This window comes from Pseudomonas sp. efr-133-TYG-103a (assembly GCF_030209235.1).
Classification (GTDB): domain Bacteria; phylum Pseudomonadota; class Gammaproteobacteria; order Pseudomonadales; family Pseudomonadaceae; genus Aquipseudomonas.
In genome coordinates, this window is record NZ_JARVSK010000019.1 from 212,035 (window position 1) to 232,946 (window position 20,912).

Sequence of the window (20,912 nt, forward strand, 5' to 3'; positions counted from 1 at the left end):
TTCCTTTTTGTTGTTCAAATGTTGTTCGGCAGCATTGCTATGGCCGCAAAGTCAATCTTCCCGCAGAGCCTTCGCCGGCGAGAGCCTGGCCGCAACTACTGCGGGATAGCAGCCGGATAACAGGCCTATGCACAGTGAGGTGCCCACACCTACCAGCACTGCATCGAGCGAGAGGATCGTGGGCCAATTGCTGGCGCGGCTGAAGAGATAAGCGATCATGCAACCGGTCAGAGCCCCAAGGAGTGCGCCGAGCAAAGAAAGACAGCCGGCTTCCACCAAAAAAAGGACATAGATGTCGGACGGACGAGCGCCTAGGGACATCCGTATGCCAATCTCGCGCCGACGTTCACGAACACTCATAAGCATGACGTTCATCACGCCGACGCCCGCCACCATTAGCGAAATGCCCCCGATACCCGCCAGCAACCAGGCAAAAGTTTCAGCCTGACGCTTGAAGCCGTCGAGCAGCTGCCGTGGCACCTGCACGCTAACTTCCCGGCCCCCGAGCATGCCGCTTAACTGAAATTCAAGCGCTTTGGCTGACTCTGTAAGATCGGTATTCGGACGCGCCTTGGCGATAACATTGCCGGTGCGCGCTGCCGGTGAAAGTCGCGCCGTGCTATGGGCTGGAATGAACACGGAGGAATCGACGGAAAGCGGCAGCAATGGATTGTGCGGTTGCGCCGCTAGCACGCCAATGATCTGGAACTGGTAGTCCCCAATCCGCAGCGAATCACCGGATAGGAGCGGCTGCCCTAGAATGTTCAGTGCAGCGGCAACCTCGGCGCCGAGCACGACGAACAGTTCGTTGCCATCGAAATTTGAGATGAAGCGTCCGCTTGCAAGTTTGAGGTCCATGACCTCTGGCAGCGCGGCTGTGGTACCGATCACAGAACCGTCGAAATGTGCACCTGCACGACGGAGCCTGATTGAGTATTGGCTTATCGGGGCGGAGGCGATTAGCGAATTCAACCGCGAGAGCATCTGTCGCGTGTCGAGCACCCTAGGAAGTGGTAGCTGGCGGTTGGCAAAACCTGGGAAACCGACCACCAGCGTGTCAGTTCCCAGCCCCTTAAAGACGCGCATCGAATCCTCCGACGCACTCCGGCCGATATCAAGCAATGCCACGACAGATGCGCTACCAACAACGATCCCCAGCAACGCCAGCAACGAACGGTGGCCCATGCTGAGCAGGCTTTCTTGCGCCTGGCCCAAATGCCGCCCTAATGTTCGCAAGGCATCGCGCTCAAACAGCATGGTCGGAGCGCTCCAGTAACTGGCCGTTAATGACCTCGATCCGACGCGCAAAACGCTTGGCGAGGCTGACATCATGGGTCACTACCACCAACGTGACCCGATGCTCAATGTTGAGGCCAAGCAGTAACTCAATGATTTCGTTGGCGCATTGCTGATCAAGATTGCCGGTGGGCTCGTCCGCGAGAATAAGTGTCGGCTCACCAATCAACGCCCTTGCTATTGCCACGCGCTGGCGCTGTCCGCCAGATAATTCTGCTGGCCTTCGATGTACGCAATCAGCCAGGCCCACCGCACGCAGTTGCTGCATGGCTAGATCACGAGGGGACTTTCGCCGCTGCTGGCGATAGGCGAGCGGCAAGGCAACATTGTCCAGTGCGCTTAGACGCGGTAGCAGATTGAATGATTGAAAGATGAAACCGATGCTGCGATTACGCCAGTGCGCAAGCATATTGGGCGACGCGGTCGTGACATCCCGCCCGGCAAACCGCAGCTCGCCGCTGGAGGGGCGCTCCAGCAGACCGAGAATGTTTAACAGCGTGCTTTTACCAGAGCCAGACGCTCCGACAATTGCGCAGGTATCGCCCCGATACAACGTAAGATCGATGTTATGAAGAATCCCAGCCGCATTCTTTCCCTCGCCATAACGTTGACTGATACCGCGCAAAACAAATAACGCAGCCGAAGTATCGCTCGACATCTGATTCATGATCTTTTCTGCCAATTCATTGATGCACGCGAGTTGCAACTTCACAGGCACGCGCCCGTACCGACCCAAATAATTGCGGGCGTCGCAATATTTATAAATGCTCAGTCTTCAATCGGTTTTATTATGCGCGCCTCACTCGGCGATACAATCCGTCAAATGTAGGGGTGTATGGATTTTCTTCTTACGCAGCCCGGGCACATGCAGCGCCATTAATTGGGCCCGGTTTTTGACCTCGTTTTTCTTCAGCAGCGACGAGACATGGTCCCGCGCCGTGTAATCGCTGATACCCAGCCTCTGGGCGATGTCCTTGTTGGTGCAGCCCAGCAGCACCAATTGCAGGACTTCCTTCTCTCTCGGCGTCGCTCTGCTCGATCGTTTTCGTTTGCGGTCTTGTTCCATCATCGGCCTGCAATAACCTCCATTAGTTGCCTTCCCTGGCATTGAACAGCTCATCGGCACTGATACAGTTTTATTGAGTAAAATTTTCGAGCGCGCACAACTTCGACTATCGATCAGGCGAAGGGTTAATAATGAGCACAACAAAGGTAATTATTCCTACAGCACGCAAGGACAACTCCTTGCTGGCCTGACCAATAATCGCCCGCGCAGTAATTAATCCTGGCGCAGACCAAAGTTTGGCCCAGTTATATAGAGACAGCTTGTATAGACAGGCACGATAATACTTACGAATGATAATTACAATCATCTGTTACAAATCAGGTGCGTTGATTCACGGCGTTCACGCGCCCGGCGATCAAACCGGTCAAGGTGCAAATCACGCCGGGCGGGTGCAGGACCGGGAAAAGCGTTTCAGGAGGAAGGTTGAGCGAAAAGTTTCGCCGCGCGCTCGCGGATTTCATCGGGAGTGAGGTCCTCCTTGTGCGTGCCGATGAACCACAGATGCCCGAACGGATCACGGACGCTGCCGCTGCGGTCGCCGTAAAACATGTCTTGGACCTCGCTGACCACTGTCGCGCCCGACTCCACGGCGCGCTTGAATTGCGCGTCGACGTCAGCGACATACAGGTGCATGGCGAAGGAGGTTTGGCTGCCGGGTGCAGGGCTGACGAACCCGCCTTGATCACAAGGCTCAGCGAGCATCAGGCGAGAGTCGCCGATTTGCAGTTCGGCGTGACCGACCTTTCCGCCCGGCCCGTCCAGCCGGAACATTTCCTGGGCATCGAAGGCTTTTTTGTAGAACTCGATGGCTTGGTCGGCGGGCGAGACGCCCATGTACACGGTCAGGCTGTGCTGGCCGTCGGGGATAGGTTTGACGCTCATGGCAGGCTCCAGAGGCTTTAGCCTTCTCAGATGGTTTCGGTGCGGCGCAGGTTCGCTCACCCGATGACCGCCTCGGGCGATCGCTGGCGGGAAGCGCCGCGCCCTGCGGCCGCGCCCATCCCGCCCCTGTCTGAAACCTGCTCCACCGATCAAGCGTAGTTCTGCCAGAGCAATCGTCCGGATTGCCCGACGATCAGTTGCCCGTCGGCGCCACCATCACGTCGTCCACCTGCATGCCCTTGCGCATGCCGAAGAACATCGCGGTCAGCAGGCCGACCGCCCCCATAATCACGCAATAGCCGACGCAGACCCACGGACTCCACGGCATCAGCGCGATCAGGGCCAACGGCGTGGTGCTGGCCCAGAGCGCGTAGCTGACGTTGTAGGTAAGGGAGATGCCGGAGACGCGAATGTTCGCCGGGAACAGTCCGACCATGACCGACGGCACGACGCCGACGATGCCGCAGGCCAGACCCGCGACGGCATAGGCCAGGCCCACGGGCAGCCACTGGATGACCAGACTGGCGTACAGCAGACCGACGCCAATCGGCAGCAGCAGGCTGTACAAGACGACGCCGCGCCAGGCGCCGATGCGATCGACCAGCCTGCCGGCCAGCACACAGCCGATGTTCAGAAACACGATGCCGACACTGCTGAGCGCGAACGTGTCGCTAGGGCTCATGCCGAAGCGCTGTTGCATCACCGTCGGCGTGATCACCACCAGGGTCACCACCGCAGAAGTCAGCACGCACGTCAGCAACGCCGCAGGCAGCAGCGACTGGCGATGTTCACGAATCACCGCGCGCAGCGGCAGTTCGGTCATGCCTTCGCGCTGGGCGTGCAGCGCCATGAAGACCGGGGTTTCGCTCAGCCAGCGGCGCAGCCAGACGCCAATCACACCGAATACGCCGCCCAGCAGAAACGGGATTCGCCAGGCGAAATCGAGGATTTCTGCGTGGGTGAACACTCGCGCAAGCCAGGTGGCCGTCAGCGCGCCGATGAGATAGCCGAAGGTGAGCCCGGCCTGCAGCACACCTAAGGCGTAGCCGCGGTGGCCTTTGGGCGCATGTTCAGCGACGAACACCCAGGCGCTCGGCACTTCGCCCCCCACGGCTGCACCCTGCAGAATGCGCAATGCCAACAGCACCAGTGGCGCCCAGTAGCCGATATCGGCGTACGTCGGCATCACGCCGATCAGCAGGCACGGCAGCGCCATCATCAGGATGCTCAGGCTGAACACCCGCTTGCGCCCCAGCTTGTCGGCGAAATGCGCCATCAGGATGCCGCCCAGCGGACGCGCCAGGTAGCCCGTGACGAAGATGCCGAAGCTTTGCAGCAGGCGCAGCCACTCGGGCATTTCAGGCGGAAAAAACAGCTGGCTGAGCGTCAGGGCAAAGAAGACGAAGATGATGAAATCGTAGATTTCCAGCGCCCCGCCCAATGCCGCCAGGCCCAGGGTCTTGTAGTCGCCCCGGTTGATCGGTTGTGGACGTGGTCGAAGAATGGCTGTCATGAAAGACCCCAAATCACAGGTTGAAACGGCAGTTAAGTGCGACAAAGGCGCGCAGGATAACAAAGCTTACAGATTGAGGGCGGTTGGCAGACGGCTGACGTGACGCCACTTGCGTCCGATCACAGGGTGTATGCGCCGGGAGTCGTGCCGAATTGGGCGCTGAAGGCGCCGATAAACGTGCTGACGCTGTCGTAGCCCAGGCGCTGCGCGACGCGGTTGACGCTGTCGCCTTGTGCAAGCAGTTCCAGCGCGCGCTTCATTCGCGCGACGATGCGCCATTGCACCAGCGACATGCCGGTTTCGGCGCGAAAGTGCCGGGTCAGGCCGCGCCGCGACATGCCTGTGCGCCTGGCCCAGTCGTCCAGGCTCAGTTTGTTGGCAGGATCGGCCACGATCGTCAGCGTCATTCCCACCAGATGCGGACTGCTGGGCATCGGCAGAAACAGCGGCTCGGCGGGAGAAATCTTCAACTCGTCGAACAGGACTTCCAGCTGACGATGCTGCGGCGGCGTGAGTTCGCCAGCGCTGTGCTCGATCAGCGCGCCGCTCCAGCCGCCGATGCGTTCCAGCAAGGCGCGGGACAATGACGTCATGTCAAAAACCGTGGGAGTGGTGGGAAACAGCGGGCAGAGGTCGGGGCGCAGGTAGATCATCCAACCTCTGGCGGCCTCATGGATCCGCGCGGCATGGGCAACGCCCGGAGGAATCCAGCCGATGCGACGCGCCGGCACGACCCAACTGCCGGTGTCGAGCTCGGCCGTAATCACGCCTTCCCGGACAGCCCACAACTGGCCTTCACGGTAACGGTGCAGGCTGTCTTCGCTGCCCGACTGCAAGGGCGCATTGACCAATACGGGTCGGCCGTCCTGGATGCGACGTTGCAACGGGTACTGTGCTGGCATGGCCCGATTTCCCGGTTGAGAGGCTTGCCGACGTTAGCAAGCCAGAAGGACCGTTGCCAGTGATACGACAGGTTTCCGCGCTTGCTCAGTGAACGGAATGGGCCGGTAATGCCCGCTCCATGTACAGACTGCGCAACGTAATGCCGCTGGGGTGTTCGTAGGGCTCGTCACGAATAGCCACAAAGCCCATTGCTCGATAAAAGTCGGCGGCGTTGAGCGACGCATAGAGATGAAGCCGGGTGAAGCGCTCTTCGGCGGCAATGGCTTCCAGCGCGTGCATCAGACGTCGCCCGATGCCCTTGCCGATCAGTCCGGGTTCGACGAACAAGGCGACAACCTCGCCGGTCTGCCGGTCGAGAATGCCGTAGCCGAGCCACTGGCCATCCTCTTCGGCGATGACTGCGCATCCGGTGGCGAGCAGTCGCAGGTAGGACTCAGGCGGCGGCGAAGCGCTCCAGACGTCGATCTGTTCGGGAGAATAATGACTGGCACACACCCTGCGCACGGCCCGCGTACGCAGCGACCACAACAACGGAATATCGGCGATGCTGCCTTTTTTCAACTCGATCATCTTCGCTCCTCGCCCTAAAAACCCACGAACCGCCCTGTCCATGTAATGCCACCGCTCAGGCGACAGAATGCGCTAATGAGCTTGCGGGCGAAAGCGCCGAGCTCGGATCTTGAATTTCGGGGGAATAGCAGGCCGTGGCTCGGACGCACGCCCTGTAGGAGCGAGCTTGCTCGCGAAGGCGTCATTCCGACCGACACATCTCCAGCGGATGCAACCGACCCCTTCCCGGCTGAAGCCGGTCCTACGGGCGCTGCGGGCTTTTCGTAGGACCGGCTTTAGCCGGGAAAGCGTCGGGCGCTCCGCCTCAGAAACTGACGGTCGCTGACAGGCGGGCCGTGCGGGGGGCGCCGAGGAAGATGTAGTCGTCGCCCAGGTATTCGCCCACGTCGCGCCAGTAGCGTTTGTCGAACAGGTTGTCGACGGTCAGCCGGAACACGGTGTCGTAGCCGTCGATGCGGGTGCTGTAGCGGCTGCCGGCATTGAACACCGCATAGTCGTCGACCTTCACCGAGCCTTCCCGGTTGGCGTACTTGCTGGAGCTGTACTGCATGCCGCCGAGCAGCGCGAGTCCCGGAATCGGCAAGCTGTAATCGGCGGACAGGCTGCCGCGCACTTTCGGCACGTTGATCGCCTGGTGGCCTTCGTATGCGGCGGTGCCGCTGTCTTCCACGCGCGCGCGGATGGCCGCGACGCTGGCGGCGATCTGCAGCTGCGAAGTCAGCCAGCCGTTGGCGCTCAGCTCCAGACCGGTGTTCTTCTGCTGGCCCTGCTGGACGAACACCGAACTGATGCCGTCATCATTGGGCCTGGAATACTGGTACGCCTGGCGCGTCTGAAACACCGCCGCGGTGAAGCTCATCCGGCGCCAATCGTACTTGACCCCGGCCTCGAGCTGACGGGAGATCGTCGGCGCCAGAATTTCGCCCGCGTTGCTGTCGAACACCGACGCCGTGCCGCCCAGCGAGAGGCCTTTGCTGTAACTGGTGTAGAACGAAACGTTGTCGACCGGTTTGTAGATCAGCGCGGCCTGCGGCAGGAAAATCGAGCGCTGCGTGTGACGATTGTCGCTGCCGTCTTCGTTGTAGGCCTTTTCATCGAGACGCACCTGCCGCCCACCGATGACGGTCTGCCAATGCTCATCGAAATGGATGCGATCCGTGGCGAACAGGCCGTACTGACGGCTGTCCAGACGCCGCTCGGTATGCCCGACCGACAGGTCCGACGGATCGAACGTCTGCGGCGTGTCATGGATATTGCCCGAGCCCACGTATTCGCTGAAATACGGCCGGGTGTCCACAGTGCGGCGGAATGCGCTGGTGCCGAATGTCAGTTCATGCTTGAGCCAGGCCGTGCTGAACAGCCCGCTCATCGACGCCTCGACTTCGTCATTGCGTCGGGTGTCGTCGGGGCTGCGGAAGTCGTAGATGTCGTAACCGCCGCCTGGGGTGAAATGCCCCGTTACCGGTTCGCTCGGGCAGTCGCTCTGGAAATAGCAGCCGTAAGCGAACGCGCTGTAATCGTCGATCACCACGCGGCTGCGCGAGGCGCTGAGGCTGGCCTTCCAGTCATCGTTGAAGCGGTACTCGTAACGGCCGCTCATATTCAGCGAGTCGATGCCGACCGGGTTGGACCAGCTTTGATAGCCGAGCAACTTGCGCGGCGAGGCATCGTGAGGCAGCTCGGTGCCGCCCAACAGTTGATAGCCCGGCACCGATCGCTGCTCTTTGGTCTGATACTCGACGTCCAGCTGCAGCGTCGACTGATCGTTGATGTTCCAGTCGAACGCCAGAGAGGCGAAATCGCGCTTGCCGTCAGCATGCTCGACATACGAGCGAATGTCTTCGTGCGCAAAGTTGGCGCGCAGGCCGAACTGCTTTTCGCTGCCGAACCAGCCACCCACATCCGTGGCCAGGTAGCGCTCGCCATGTTCGTTGGTGGAGACGGTCACCGAGCGCACGTCTTCCGGGCGCTTGGTCTTGTAATTGACCACGCCGGCAGGCTCGGAAACCCCGCTCTGCAAGCCCGACAGGCCTTTGAGCAGTTCGACCTGCTCCTTGTTTTCCAGCGCCACGTTCTGCTCGCCAGTGATGCTGCGGCCGTTGATGCGGTAGCTGTTGGCGGCGTTCAGAGAAAACCCGCGGACGACGAAGTTTTCGTAGTAACCCACCGGCGCGTAGCTGTCGCCCACTGACGCATCGTTACGCAGCACCTCGCTGAGCAGCCTGGCCTGCTGATTCTTGAGCATTTCCTGACTGAACACCGAAATCGAGGCGGGTGTATCGATCAAGGGCGCCTCGTTGAAGCCGCCGACCGACGCGCTGGCAGCTTGATAAACCGACTCCTGTTCGCCTGACACATTCAGCGCATCGAGCGTCAGCGGTTCGGCCTCCTGCGCGGCCAGCCAGGGCGATGCGAAAGCGATGCTCAGCGGCAACAAGCGACGCGTGAAGCCTGCGACAGGTCGGGACGGGGTGTTCATCGGCGGCGGAATTCCTGGTTGATAGCGGTCGGCGGTGAACGACGCGCAGGCGAATCGGCGGCGCATCTTTTACGTTCTGCGCCGGATTTTTACAACCTCGATATAAACCTCGCGCGCGCCTCGAAATGTCAGGGCAGCCTCCTTTACACTCCGGGCTTACCTCTTCATGGACGCTCCCCTATGACGCCCTCGCTGCTCCTGGCCGTGCTCGCCTCAGGCTTCATCTACGCCATTTCGCCAGGCCCCGGCGTGCTCGCCGTGTTCGGCATCGGCGCGTCCAGAGGGCGCCGCGCCGGGGCGGCCTTTCTGTGCGGGCATTTGCTGGGCGATGTGATCTGGTGCAGCACGGCGCTGGCCGCGATCATCGGCGCCAGGGTGATCGGGACGACGGCGTTCGATGTGCTCGGGCTCATAAGCGGGGTATTTCTGTTCTGGCTCGGATGGCGTGCCCTCCGCGCCGGACGCAGCAGCGACGACCCGACCAAAGCGCCGGCGCGGCAGCCTTTCTGGCACGGCATCATGTTCGGTCTGACCAACCCGAAGGCGTACCCGGTGGCCGTCGCGACCTTCACGGCTCTGCTTTCCAGCCGCGCCGACATGCTCAACTGGTCGATGTTGCCGCTGCTGATCCTGATCAGCACGCTGGGCGGCATCGCGGCGTACGGCATCATCGTCGGCGTGGTCGGCGCTCGCCACGTGCGGTCGGTCTATCAACGGCACGAACTGACCATCACGCGGCTGTGCGGCGTGATGTTCATCGGTTTCGCGATCAATGCGCTGATGCATGCCGTACCAGGGCTTCTGCCGCGCAAGCCCTGATCAGGCGCTTACTGCGCCAGGCCGACCTTCAACAACTTGCCGTCGTCCTCGTCCGTCAGTACGTAGAGATAGCCGTCCGGGCCCTGGCGCACATCGCGAATGCGCGACTTCAGCTCGCCGAGCAGTCGCTCTTCGTGCACCACTTTGTCGTCCTTGAGCTCCAGCCGGATCAACACCTGAGCCGACAGCGCGCCGATGAACACGTTGTGATCCCACTGTTTGAAGCGGTCGGCGTCATAGAACGCCATGCCGCTGATGGCCGGGGATTTTTCCCACACATGAAACGGATTCTTCACGCCCTCGACAATCTTGCCTTTGGCCTCGGAAATAGGCTGGCCGGTGTAATCGATGCCGAACGTGGAGATCGGCCAGCCATAATTCGCGCCCCGTTCGATGATGTTGATTTCATCGCCGCCCATGGGCCCATGTTCATTGGTCCACAGCGTCCCGCTCCATGGGTTGAGCGCGGCGCCTTGCTGATTGCGGTGGCCGTAACTCCAGATTTCCGGGCGCACGTTCTTCTGGCCGACGAAGGGGTTGTCCTTGGGTACCGTGCCGTCGGGGTAAAGCCGCACGATTTTGCCCTGCAGCTTGTCCAGATCCTGCGCGGTCGGCCGGTTGTTGTTCTCGCCCAAGGCAATGAACAGGTAACCGTCCCGGTCAAACACGATGCGCGAACCGAAGTGATTGCCCACTGACAATTTCGGCTGTTGCTGGAAAATCCGCGTGAAGTTCTCCAGCCTGGTCATGTCTTCGGACAGTCGCCCGCGCCCCACAGCGGTGCCGCCGGTTTTGCCATCGCTGCCGGCCTCGGCATAAGTCAGGTAGACCATTCGGTCTTTGACGAAATCAGGGGAAAGCTCGACATCCAGCAGCCCGCCCTGGCCCTGCACCCAGACCTTCGGCACACCCGAAATGGGTGCTGACAGCTTGCCGTCAGGGGCCACGCGCCGCAGGCTGCCGGTGCGCTCGGTCACCAGCATGCCGTCGTTGCCGGGCAAAAATGCCACGGCCCACGGATGCTGCAATCCACCGACGACTTCATCCACGGTCAATGTGCCCTCCTCGCTTTGATAAGTGGCTGCCGACGCGTGTATCGACAGGCCAAGCAAGGCGCACGCACTCACAGTGGCAATCAGGGTCCTGCGGATCAACGAGCTATGCATCATGGGCGATTCCTTTTTGGCGGGGAGCGAAAGTGGCGGTCACGATCATCGTTTTCATTGAACGCGGCGCGGTGCGTCGGTGGAAGGCGCCGCAGGCGCAGGCTGGCGCGCCGGGTAGCCATTGCCGATACCGCCGTTTTCGAGGGTCGGCGGCCGCGGCTGAACTGGCCGCAAATCAGGGCCGCGCATGCCGGGCGTAATCGACTGGGTGCCTTGACGGCTGTTGGGGTTGGCGCGGCGGATGGCGCCATTGTCCGGCGTAGTGTTCGATCGGCCAGGGTAGTTGGCCGCAGCCAGTTGCAGGGATGAATCCACCCCGCGCTCAGCGGCCTGCGCGGCACCGGCGCAAAGCAGACCGGTCAGAGAAAACATCACGAGACGTCGCAGGAAACTGTTCATCGGTTATCTCATGTGGGAGGGCGATCGAATGAGTCACGAGTCCGGTGTTTGATGACGATCGAGCGCGTAGGTTCGCGCCGCAGGGGTGGCGTAGCAACGCGTAGGACGATTCGCTTTGTAACAAGACTAGTCTGTCGCTGGGTGATGGGCAGTCGGTCGGCTGCTGCACAAATCTTCCAGACCCGACCGTCCGCTGTTGATAAGGTAAGCAGCGACAGCAACGCATTCGCCCGCAGCGCGAGGGTATCGAGCGGATGCGCCGTGCAGTTCGTTTCGCCAAGCCGTTCCCTTCAGGAGCCCCGGATGTCCAACCGCAACTGGATCGATCTCAAGCAGGACGCGATGTCCGGCATCGAGACCGTGCGCGCGCATTTCGAGGGCCACGCCTACGACCCGCACTGGCACGACAGTTATCTGGTCGGCATCACCGAACAAGGCGTGCAGCAATTCAATTGCCGGCGCCAGCAGTACAACAGCACGCCGGGCAAGGTCTTCCTGCTTGAGCCCGGCGACATCCACGATGGCCACGCTCCCGATGCAGGCGGCTTCACCTATCGCACGCTTTACCTCGAACCCGCCTGGCTCGATCGGGAGCTGCGCGCTCAGTTCGAGGAAGCGCCGGACAACGCCAGCCTTAGCTTCGCCGAAACCCTGGCCGAGGACAGCCGTCTGGCCGTCGCGACGGCCAATGCTTTCCAAGCCATGCACCATGACGAACTGCGCATCGTGCGCCAGACCGCTCTGGATCAGTTGCTGTCGAGCCTGACCAGCCATCTGCGCTGGCGCACGTCGATCACGCCCGATCCGCGCCTGCCGCTGGTGGCACAAAGGGCTCGCGATTACCTGCACAGCCACCTGCATCAGGACATCGGCCTGGATGATCTGGCCCGGGCCACTGGCGTAGACCGCTTCCGCTTGAGCCGTGCATTCAAAGCGGCGTTCGGCCTGGCGCCCCACGCGTACCTGATTCAGTTGCGCCTGACCCGCGCCAGGCATTTGCTGGCGCGCGGCGAACTCCCCGTCAGTGTCGCAGCGGCACTCGGTTTTTCCGATCAGAGCCACATGGGCCGCTGGTTCCAGCGCGCTTACCGCATGACCCCGGCGGACTACCGCAGGCGCTGCTCAAATCTTCCAGACTGACGACCCGGGCGGCAGCGATCATCGATTCATGATCAATAACTGCCGAGTGGTCCCATGCAAACCTTGCTTCCTTTTCTGCTGTTCGCCTTCGTCGCGTCAATCACCCCCGGCCCGACCAACATTCTGGTGCTGACCAACAGCTCGCGTCACGGCATGCTGCGCACCCTGCCGATCGTGCTGGGCGGCTGTGCTGGCGCGGCATTGCTGGTGTTGCTGGTCGGCACGGGCCTGGGTGACCTGCTGGCACGACATCAGTCGATACAGACGGCGATGTCGTGGATCGGCATCCTCTGGCTGACTTGGCTGGCGTGGCAGATTTTCCGGGCACCCGCTGAAGCGGTCGAGCCTGATCGCACCAAAGACACCCCGCAACTCGGCCTGTGGGGCGCGGCCAGCCTGCAGGTGGTCAACCCGAAAACCTGGATGATGGCACTGGCCGTGGTCAGCGTGTTTGCCGGAACCGGCGCTGACCGGATGCTGCAAGTGATGTGGCTGTCGCTGGCGTTTTTTCTGGTGTCGGTCCCATGCCTGATCGTTTGGGCCTACGTGGGCGTGAGCGCGGCGAAGCTGTTCCGCTCGGCGCGCAGCATGAAGCGCTTCAATCAAGCCATGGCGCTGTTATTGCTGGCCTCCGCCTGGCTGACGCTGGTGATGTGAGGCGCACTGGCGGGCGTGTTTTAATGCCTGCTTTCAACGCCGATCAGGACGCAACATGGCGCCTTTCTACGATGCACGCGGCAACATCTACGCCGTCATTTCCCCTGAGACCCTGCGTGCCATGGGCGTCAACGTGCCGGAGTCAGCCGCTCAAGCCGCGTCGGCCCGTCAGCACTGGACGTCAGCGGCCATCAGCGCAATCTGCGACTGGCCTGCGGGGCAGCGTCCGGAAGGGAGCAAAGCCCACCGCTCGGATGGCTTGCTGGTAGGTCCCTTCCCGAGCGTTGCACCTTTGCAGGGCGTTGCGCCGTTCGACGTGCTGATCGTCAACACCGACGGCACCCTCGCCGAGCGCAGCGGCAACGGCCTGACCATCTTTGCCCAATCCCTCACCGACACTGGACTGATCAACGCCGGCGAAAGCTTCACCCTGCACGTTCATCACGACAACGCCGACTCCGCCAGCCCGCAGCCGACTCAGGTGGTCCCTGCAGTCGTCAACGGCGTGAGCGGGTTCTGGCTGGACATCGGCACCCCGGGGTTCGGCCCGCAAGCCGTCGGCGCAAAAGGGGACGGCGTGACGGACGCCCTGCTCGGCCCGCATCGGGTCAGCCGGGTCGAACGACTGGCGTGCCTGCACCCGGCGTGGCACAGCAGCGTATTCGTGAGGGTCGGCAATCCGCACTGCGTGACACTGGTCGCCGACATCGAAGCGCTGCCAGGTTTCGAGCAATTGCATGAAAACCCGTTGAACGATGCCTTGACGCGCATCGCCTTCGCCGCCGGGGCGCTCGGCAGCGGCGATCCCTGCCCGGCGGGCGTCAACCTGCAATGGGCGGCCAGGCTGGGCCCCGACCGGATCGCCGCCAGGGTGTTCGAACGGGGCGAAGGTCCGACGGCGTCGTCAGGCACCAGCGCCAGTGCAGTGGCTTCAGCGGCCTGGCGATGTGGCTGGGTCAGAGCGGGGCTCGTTGAAGTGGTGATGCCGGGCGGGACAGCGCCCGTTCGACTGATCGAGCAACAGGGTGATTTGGCACAAGTGCAGCTGTTCGGCGCCGCGCGCCTGCAACGCTGAATCGTTGCCACAACGCCGCGCAGGCTGCGGCGACGTACGACGCTTGTGCCAAAGTGCGAACCTGCGCGCAGGATCATGGGAAAATGCCACTACCGCGATTGCATCGCCGCCGCATTTGTCTATGCTTTCAGCAATTGTCGTCCGCCATCCGTTTGAATGGCGGACCAAAGGTCAGCTAGTCATCGACTATGGACGTCAGGCGCCGACATGGAATCTCCGTTTCTCTCCCGATTTCTGCGACCGTTGATCGTTTCGATGCTCATCAGACGACCGGTCGACACGCCTCCCGTACAGCACGCAGGCCTCTGGCCCGGCCGTTTCAGCCCTCTTCTGCATACTCGATCAAACATTGATGCCATCCCGCCATGACTCAAGGCGGTTTTCCGCAGGTCGACTCTTTGGTTAGCCAATTCAGGGAAGACGGTCCTCCGACCGCATTTCGCAATTATTGAGGTACATGGCAGATGTTCAATTCACACCGCAAGGCCGTTGAAGCCGAGTTGCAGATGTCCACTGCGGCGCTGAGCCAGTCTCAGTCCAAGCTTGCTGCTATCAGCCGGGCCATGGCGATGATCGAATTCACGCCTGACGGCATCATCCTCGACGCCAACGAGAAATTCTGCCGCGCCATGGGCTATGAACGCGACGAATTGGTGGGCAAGCATCACCGCATCTTTTGCGAAAAAGCGTTCTATGAGAGCGAGGCATACTCCAGGCTCTGGCGCGATCTGGCACGGGGCGAGCCGGTGTGCGGGACGTTCATGCGGCTGGACAAATCCGGCCGGGAAATCTGGCTGGAAGCGGGTTATGTGCCGGTTTTCGATGCGGGCGGCAAAGTCCAGAGCGTCGTCAAGATCGCGTCCGACATCACCGCGCGCTCGCACAAGGAGCATGAAAACCAGAGCATGATCGATGCGATCGGACGCTCGATGGCAATCATTGAATTTTCCCCGGACGGCCGCGTGCTTACCGCCAACGAGAACTTTCTGCAGACCATGCATTACTCGCTGAACGAAGTCATCGGGCAGCATCACAGCATTTTCTGTACCCGCGCTGAAGTGGAGTCGCCGGCCTACAAGGCCTTCTGGGCGTCACTCAATCGTGGGGAATATCATTCCCATCGCTTCGAACGGGTGAATAAGCTGGGGCAGACGGTTTATCTGGAAGCCTCCTACAACCCGCTGTTCGACGTGAAAGGCCGGCTGTACAAAGTCGTCAAGTTTGCCAGTGACATCACCGAGCAAGTGACGGTCCAGCGCCATGCGGCGGCCACGGCCCATGACACCTCGGTCCGCAACGACGCCAGCGCGCAAAAGGGTTCGAGCGTGGTGCAGCAGACTGTGGAAGTGATCGAGCAGATTTCCAGCGACCTCAATGAAGCCGCGCGAAGCATCGATGCGGTGAACAAACAGTCGGAAGTCATCGCCAGCATCGTCCAGACCATTCGCGGCATCGCCGATCAGACCAACCTGCTGGCCCTCAACGCCGCCATTGAAGCCGCCCGTGCGGGCGAGCATGGTCGCGGGTTCGCTGTGGTCGCCGACGAAGTACGCGGCCTGGCCGCACGAACGAGTAAAGCCACGGTTGAGATCGTCGACGTGGTGCGGCAGAACAATGAACTGGCTAAAAGCGCGGTTTCAAGCATGCAATCTAGCCTCAGCCGAACCGGCACCGGTGTGGAACTGGCCAACGAAGCCGGAGAAGTCATCCTGGAAATCCAGCAAGGCTCCCGCCACGTGGTGGATGCCATCAGCCAGTTCAACTCGACACTGCAGCTGGATTGACGTCGGGCTGCGGTGATCGAGGCAGCAGTCCTCGATCACCGCGGCGGTTCGCCTGCCGATGGCGGGATCTCAGGCGTTGTATCAAGCACGCTGATTTACATTGCTTGAACACTATTTAGCTTTTCTGAGTCAGTTCAATGTCGTTCCAATCATCAGATATCTACGAACGCGTTACCATCTGACCAACAATCAACATCATCCAAAGTCCCCCCAAGAGAAATCGCTTTCTGCCTGCACTTCGTAGCCGAAATCTTCCGATGTGTAATCCCACCCGATAAACACCGCATCATTCCTACGCCATATCAAGAATCGCACGACAGCACTGTTTATTGTCATTCAGATCCGGACGGGTAAGCTGAAAACGTCGGCAACAGCCAGGCATCTCATTAGCTGTAGTTAACCAACCACTTCAAAACAGCAGGCCTGCCCGATGCTTGATATCTCAGAGGGTGAAAAGAGAAAAAAATCGACAGTGGTGTTGCTGTTGACCATGGTCTTGCTGGGGGTTTTTCCCCTCGATGTGATTCTGCCTTCTTTTCCCGCACTGTCAGCGCACTTCGACACGCAGTCTTCAACCATAGCGCTGTCGATCAGCATCTTCGCCGTCGGCTTTTCGATTTCTCAGTTTTTTCTTGGACCGCTCTCCGACAGGCTGGGGCGCAAGCGCCTGCTCATGCTCGGGCTAACGGTTTCCATCGTCGGCGCGTGGGGATGCGCAAAGAGTACTCAGTTCGAGACGTTTATAGCGTTCCGCATCGCTCAAGCGATCGGTTGCGGCTGTTTCGTTCTGAGCAACGCGCTGGTTCAGGATATGTATGAAGACACTGAACGAGAACGCGTGAGGATATTGATGACGACAGCCAGTGGCCTGTTCATTTCCACATCGCCGTTATTAGGCACCTTTCTGCAGAACGCCTTCGGATGGGCAGGCAGTTTTTACCTGTTTACGCTGATCGCCATTCTGGTAATCATTCACGCGACATTCGTTCTGCCTGATTCAATGACCACGCAGTCGACGACGCGGTTCTGGAAGTCATTTAACATCATCGTTACGAATAGCCGGTTCATGGGCTTTTCGTTCATCTCTGCAATTGCGTTTACTTGCCACTTCTCCTTTATCGCCATCTCACCCGTCATCTTTCTGGATGGCTTCGGGCTCTCGCAGCTTCAGTTTTCGTGTGTGCTGTTGTTGTATGGCGCGGCGTACGTCATTGGGGGGATTACGGCCGGCCGTCTGCAGAAGCTCGTCAGCCAGTCGCAACAATTGCGAATCGGGTTGGGGCTGACTGGATTGGCCGGTTTGACACTGATGGTGCTGCACCTCACGATTGAACGCAGCTTCCTCACGGTTCTGCTGCCGATGATCATTTGCACCACCGGCACGACGATCGCCCGCCCGGCAGCGACGTCGCGGGCGATGGAGATCTTCCGCGAGCGCGCCGGTGCTGCGGCTTCCATGCTCAATACCACCGTATTTGTGACCGGGGGAATCATCAGTGCAGTCGTCAGTTTGACCGTCGGCAATTTCGAATGGGTGCTGGCTGCAGGTTTTGTCGTGTCGAGTGGGATCGGCTTGGCAATTGTCCGCAGGCTATACCGATCGTAGCAGTGGTTGCCGGCTGCCTAAGCAGTCCCGACTCTCTCCACCACGCCAACGCGTCGGGCTCACCGCTGCGACCCGGCAGATCGCCAGCGGTAAGCCGCCTTGACGTGTTCGATATCGGAAATTACTCGCCGATGTCTTCGTTCCACAGCTCTGGCTTGTCGGCGATGAATTGCTTCATCAGCGCGATGCAGATGGGGTTGTGGACGACGTCGACCTGGACGCCGCGCGAGCGCAGCAACGCTTCTTCGCCCATGAACGTCTCGTTCTCGCCGACGATGATTTTGCGGATGCCGTAAAGCAGGATGGCCCCGCTGCACATCGCGCAGGGTGACAACGTGGTGTACAGCGTGGCCTCGCGATAGACCTGGGCGGGTTGGCGACCGGCGTTTTCGAAGGCGTCCATCTCACCGTGCTTGATCGCGCTGCCTTCCTGGACCCGGCGATTGTGCCCGCGTCCGATGATCTTGCCGTCGTGGACGATGACCGAACCAATCGGAATGCCGCCCTCGGCCAGCCCCTTTTGCGCCTCGTCAATCGCAGCCTGCATGAATGGGTCCATGATCCCTCTCCCGTATGGTCAATAAATCTGCAGCCCTGCTCGTGCAGGGTCAGGCGGGCTCAAGGCTTGGCTTTTTTCAGCGCGTTGTCCAGTGCAGTCGACACATAGACCTTGAGCAACTCGCTGGAACGCTCTTTCATGTCCATGCCGACATCGCGCTGTTTGGTGCGAAATTTATTGGCGATTTCGGGCTCCGGATCACCGATGTCCAGCGCCTGAAGCTCTTCGGGCGTGAATGACGCGGCGTAGGCAGCGGCCAGATTCCGGTCCCATTCCTGCTGATACTGAGGCTGCAGGTACTGAAGCTCGTCCTGCACGATTTCCTGCGCCTTGGTCCGGCCGACCGCCTCGACGATGGTGGAGAACGCCACCGTGCGTGACGCAACCTGATAGCCGAGCCAGCCGAGGCTTTCTCCCAGATGGCGGTCCTTGACGAATGTCAGCGCGCTGTCTGGCACGGGCGCTGCCGGCGCCGCTTCCGATGCCCTGGCCTGGGCAGCCGTCGCGAGCAACAGGCTGAGCATCAGCGCGCTCGCCCCCTTTGAAATCGTCAACGCAGTCGATCTGCAATATCCCATGTCCTCTCCCCGGCGACTTTTATCAGTGTGATCAACTCATTGACGGCTCGGTGTCACGTTCGGTGAAGCTAGCAGTTGAGGCCTGCTTTGCCAGTCCTCCAGGCGCGCGTTATCGGTCAGCTCAGGCGCAAGACGGGTTTGATGACGACCATTGCTGCGCGCTCATGCGATAGATCCTCACGCCCTGACGGTGGTACTGGCTGTGCACGAAGCCTTGGAAGCCGACTTTCTGTATCACCCGAACGGACGCCACATTGGCGGGCTGGACGATAGCGATCACTGAATCAACACCGGCGCCTGCGAAACCCGCTTGCAGCGCGCAACGCGCCGCCTCGGTGCCCAGTCCTCTGCCCCAGAACGCTGACGCCAGCCGATAACCAAGCTCGACCTCGTCGGCCCCATCCACGCGCTCAGCATTCAGACCGCAGAATCCGGCCAAGGTTGAAGAGGCATTGTCCACCACCGCCCACGGCCCGAAACCGTACTGGCGGTAGGAACGGCGGCACCACTCGATGAATTCAGCCGTGGCCTTTTCCGACAGAACCCCGCGTACCGAATGACGCATGACCTCAGCGTCGCCAAGTATCTGCGCCAGCGCCTGCGTGTCGTCAGGGATCAATTCACGCAGCGTCAGACGCTCGGTGTGCCGGGAGAAAACGTGATGAGTCATGATCGCTGATCCTGCGGGCATAAGCCTTGAGCATGGCGCAGGCTGGTGCGTGTGACTGGCGGCAGAGAGGTGAATGCCTGCCTTCACGGGGGTGGGATACCGGGCTGTCAGGGGTCCGATGACTGACGGCCCGGCACAATCCTGTGGCGTTTACCCTGGCGGCCTTACAACGCCGCCGAGACTTTCTGCGCGACGTCGGCAGGCACCCAGGCTTTCCAGATTTCCGGGTGGTCTTTGAGGAAGGTCTTGGCCACGGCATCCGGTTCCTGGCGCTTCTCGCTCATGACACCCAGCGTTTTGTTCAACTGGTCGATAGGCAGGTCAACCTTTTCGAAGAAGCTCACCAGCTCCGGATACTGCTTGTGAAAAGGCTCCGAGACGCCGATGGCCAGATGCGCCGCGAGTGAACTGGAGCCGATCGGATTCGGATTGCTGGCATCGGACAGGGTTTTCCAGGCGGCTTCGTTGAACGGCGGCTCTTCCAGCTTGATCAGCTTGAAGCGTCCAAGCAGCGGCGTGGGCGACCAGTAATAGAACAACACCGGTTTGCCACGACGGATCGAGGAGGCAATTTCGGCATCCAGCGCGGCGCCCGAGCCCGTGCGGAAGTTGACGTAGCTGTCGTTGAGTTTGTAGGCCTTGAGTTTCTGCGTGTTGACGATCTCCGAGGTCCAGCCGGTCGGGCTGTTGAGGAAACGCCCCTTGTCCGGCGATTCGGGATCCTTGAACACGTCCTTGTACTTGGGCAGATCGGCGACCGATTTCAGGTCCGGCGCCAGCGGCTTGATGCCTTTTTCCGGGTCTCCCTTGATCACGAACTCCGGCACCCACCAACCCTCAGTCGCGCCTTTGACGATGTTGCCCAGGCCGTGCACCTTGCCTTCGGATTCAGCCTTGACCCACGCAGGGCTGCGACCGGCCCACTCTTCGCCGATCACCTGAATGTCGTTTTTAGCCAGCGCGGCTTCAAGGCTGACGGTACTGCCGGGCAGTTTGTCGGTGGGGTAGCCGTAACCTTTTTCGACGATGGTGCGCAGGATCTCGGTGATCAGGCTGCCACTTTCCCAGGTGATGTCGCCGAAGTGGATCGGCGCTGTCTTTTCTGCGGCGTTCGCTGAGCTCGCCAGCGCAGCCAAGGCCAGCAGCGAGCCGCCCAGCCAGTGTTTGATCGATGTCATCGTTGTCTCTCGTGGCTCAAGAATAGGAAAGGCCCAGTTGGGTTTAGCACAGCTCACGCTTCATTCCAGACAAGCGCGCCGGCAACAGGTTTCAGCTTTGTCCATGTAAGCACTGACCGAGCTTTGCGAGATGCCCAGTTGCACGGCAATTTCGGGGTAGGTAAGGCCTTGTGTGTGGGAGAGCACGAAAGTCGCTTTGACCTTGAGCGGGAGACGGTTGAGGCGCCGGTCGATGCGGTCGAGGGTCTGCAGCGCGGCCGCCAGATGCTCAGGGGAAGGCGCCTGCTGTTCCTCCTGCGCCAGCCCTTGCACATAATCGCGTTCCAGATCGCCGCGGCGCCAGCGCTGATAAATCAGGCGCTGGGCGATGGTTGTCAGCAGTGCGCGCGGCTGACGGATCGGCACCACATTGGGCGACGCGAGCAGTTGCAGGAAGGTTTCCGAAGCGATGTCTTGTGCGCATTCGCGAGACTTCAGCAGCCGACGCAGGCGCTCGCACAGCCACGCATGGTGCTGCACGAACAACTCGCTGAGGTATTGGCGATGGGTAAGATCGGCGCCAGCCATGAGAC

General features: G+C 60.7%; 20 protein-coding genes and 2 pseudogenes. 7 read left to right on the forward strand and 15 right to left on the reverse strand.

The window, feature by feature from the left end:
• Positions 1–51 precede the first annotated feature (51 nt).
• The 8 genes from QRN36_RS17350 to QRN36_RS17385 all read right to left on the reverse strand — a co-directional run bounded on the left by QRN36_RS17350 (position 52) and on the right by QRN36_RS17385 (position 8,709).
• Positions 52–1,257, reverse strand: a complete 1,206-nt coding sequence (locus tag QRN36_RS17350) for an ABC transporter permease (RefSeq protein WP_285425173.1) — start codon at positions 1,255–1,257, stop codon at positions 52–54.
• Complete coding sequence (locus QRN36_RS17355) at positions 1,247–1,954, reverse strand: ABC transporter ATP-binding protein (protein WP_373568765.1); 708 nt, start codon at positions 1,952–1,954, stop codon at positions 1,247–1,249. Before QRN36_RS17355 ends, QRN36_RS17350 begins: the two co-directional genes overlap by 11 nt.
• Before the next feature lie 141 nt (positions 1,955–2,095).
• The gene (locus QRN36_RS17360; RefSeq protein WP_285425224.1) at positions 2,096–2,362 is read right to left on the reverse strand and encodes a LuxR C-terminal-related transcriptional regulator; all 267 of its coding nucleotides are present in this window, start codon (positions 2,360–2,362) and stop codon (positions 2,096–2,098) included.
• A 411-nt stretch (positions 2,363–2,773) separates the two neighbouring features.
• On the reverse strand, positions 2,774–3,244 hold the full coding sequence (locus QRN36_RS17365; RefSeq protein ID WP_285425175.1) for a VOC family protein: 471 nt from the start codon (positions 3,242–3,244) through the stop codon (positions 2,774–2,776).
• Positions 3,245–3,437: 193 nt separating this feature from the next.
• Positions 3,438–4,757 carry an MFS transporter gene (locus QRN36_RS17370; protein WP_285425176.1) on the reverse strand — a complete coding sequence of 440 codons (1,320 nt, stop codon included), beginning with the start codon at positions 4,755–4,757 and terminating at the stop codon, positions 3,438–3,440.
• 119 nt (positions 4,758–4,876) lie between these two features.
• Positions 4,877–5,659: a helix-turn-helix domain-containing protein gene (locus QRN36_RS17375; protein ID WP_285425177.1), complete on the reverse strand. Its 783-nt coding sequence runs from the start codon at positions 5,657–5,659 to the stop codon at positions 4,877–4,879.
• Positions 5,660–5,744: 85 nt separating this feature from the next.
• A complete protein-coding gene (locus QRN36_RS17380; RefSeq protein ID WP_285425178.1) occupies positions 5,745–6,230 on the reverse strand; it encodes a GNAT family N-acetyltransferase in 486 nt (161 codons plus the stop codon).
• Positions 6,231–6,534: 304 nt separating this feature from the next.
• Positions 6,535–8,709, reverse strand: a complete 2,175-nt coding sequence (locus QRN36_RS17385) for a TonB-dependent siderophore receptor (RefSeq protein ID WP_285425179.1) — start codon at positions 8,707–8,709, stop codon at positions 6,535–6,537.
• A 180-nt stretch (positions 8,710–8,889) separates the two neighbouring features.
• Here QRN36_RS17385 and QRN36_RS17390 point away from each other — a divergent pair, with 180 nt between their 5' ends.
• A complete protein-coding gene (locus QRN36_RS17390; RefSeq protein WP_285425180.1) occupies positions 8,890–9,528 on the forward strand; it encodes a LysE family translocator in 639 nt (212 codons plus the stop codon).
• An 8-nt stretch (positions 9,529–9,536) separates the two neighbouring features.
• Here the strand turns inward: QRN36_RS17390 and QRN36_RS17395 are convergent, their stop codons facing one another.
• Together QRN36_RS17395 and QRN36_RS17400 are read right to left on the reverse strand one after the other, a co-directional pair.
• Positions 9,537–10,682 carry a PQQ-dependent sugar dehydrogenase gene (locus QRN36_RS17395; RefSeq protein ID WP_285425225.1) on the reverse strand — a complete coding sequence of 382 codons (1,146 nt, stop codon included), beginning with the start codon at positions 10,680–10,682 and terminating at the stop codon, positions 9,537–9,539.
• 66 nt (positions 10,683–10,748) lie between these two features.
• Complete coding sequence (locus tag QRN36_RS17400) at positions 10,749–11,093, reverse strand: hypothetical protein (RefSeq protein ID WP_285425181.1); 345 nt, start codon at positions 11,091–11,093, stop codon at positions 10,749–10,751.
• A gap of 303 nt (positions 11,094–11,396) precedes the next feature.
• Between QRN36_RS17400 and QRN36_RS17405 the strand changes: the two genes are divergently transcribed.
• The 6 genes and pseudogenes from QRN36_RS17405 to QRN36_RS17425 all read left to right on the forward strand — a co-directional run bounded on the left by QRN36_RS17405 (position 11,397) and on the right by QRN36_RS17425 (position 17,355).
• The gene (locus QRN36_RS17405; protein ID WP_285425182.1) at positions 11,397–12,233 is read left to right on the forward strand and encodes an AraC family transcriptional regulator; all 837 of its coding nucleotides are present in this window, start codon (positions 11,397–11,399) and stop codon (positions 12,231–12,233) included.
• Between the two features lie 54 nt (positions 12,234–12,287).
• Entirely contained in the window at positions 12,288–12,890 is a 603-nt protein-coding gene (locus QRN36_RS17410) for a LysE family translocator (RefSeq protein ID WP_285425183.1), read from the forward strand.
• 55 nt (positions 12,891–12,945) lie between these two features.
• Positions 12,946–13,965, forward strand: a complete 1,020-nt coding sequence (locus QRN36_RS17415; RefSeq protein WP_285425184.1) for a diaminopimelate epimerase — start codon at positions 12,946–12,948, stop codon at positions 13,963–13,965.
• Positions 13,966–14,534: 569 nt separating this feature from the next.
• A pseudogene (locus tag QRN36_RS27615) lies at positions 14,535–15,212 on the forward strand (PAS domain-containing protein); the annotation flags it as partial.
• Between the two features lie 102 nt (positions 15,213–15,314).
• A pseudogene (locus QRN36_RS27620) lies at positions 15,315–15,749 on the forward strand (methyl-accepting chemotaxis protein); the annotation flags it as partial.
• A 430-nt stretch (positions 15,750–16,179) separates the two neighbouring features.
• Entirely contained in the window at positions 16,180–17,355 is a 1,176-nt protein-coding gene (locus tag QRN36_RS17425; RefSeq protein WP_285425186.1) for a Bcr/CflA family efflux MFS transporter, read from the forward strand.
• A 121-nt stretch (positions 17,356–17,476) separates the two neighbouring features.
• Here the strand turns inward: QRN36_RS17425 and QRN36_RS17430 are convergent, their stop codons facing one another.
• The 5 genes from QRN36_RS17430 to QRN36_RS17450 all read right to left on the reverse strand — a co-directional run bounded on the left by QRN36_RS17430 (position 17,477) and on the right by QRN36_RS17450 (position 20,907).
• The gene (locus QRN36_RS17430) at positions 17,477–17,914 is read right to left on the reverse strand and encodes a nucleoside deaminase (RefSeq protein ID WP_285425187.1); all 438 of its coding nucleotides are present in this window, start codon (positions 17,912–17,914) and stop codon (positions 17,477–17,479) included.
• Between the two features lie 59 nt (positions 17,915–17,973).
• Positions 17,974–18,438, reverse strand: coding sequence for a hypothetical protein (locus tag QRN36_RS17435; RefSeq protein ID WP_285425188.1), 465 nt, complete (start codon positions 18,436–18,438; stop codon positions 17,974–17,976).
• Positions 18,439–18,613: 175 nt separating this feature from the next.
• Entirely contained in the window at positions 18,614–19,162 is a 549-nt protein-coding gene (locus QRN36_RS17440; protein WP_285425189.1) for a GNAT family N-acetyltransferase, read from the reverse strand.
• A 164-nt stretch (positions 19,163–19,326) separates the two neighbouring features.
• Positions 19,327–20,340, reverse strand: a complete 1,014-nt coding sequence (locus QRN36_RS17445; protein ID WP_285425190.1) for an ABC transporter substrate-binding protein — start codon at positions 20,338–20,340, stop codon at positions 19,327–19,329.
• A 60-nt stretch (positions 20,341–20,400) separates the two neighbouring features.
• Entirely contained in the window at positions 20,401–20,907 is a 507-nt protein-coding gene (locus QRN36_RS17450) for a sigma-70 family RNA polymerase sigma factor (RefSeq protein ID WP_285425191.1), read from the reverse strand.
• Positions 20,908–20,912 lie beyond the last annotated feature (5 nt).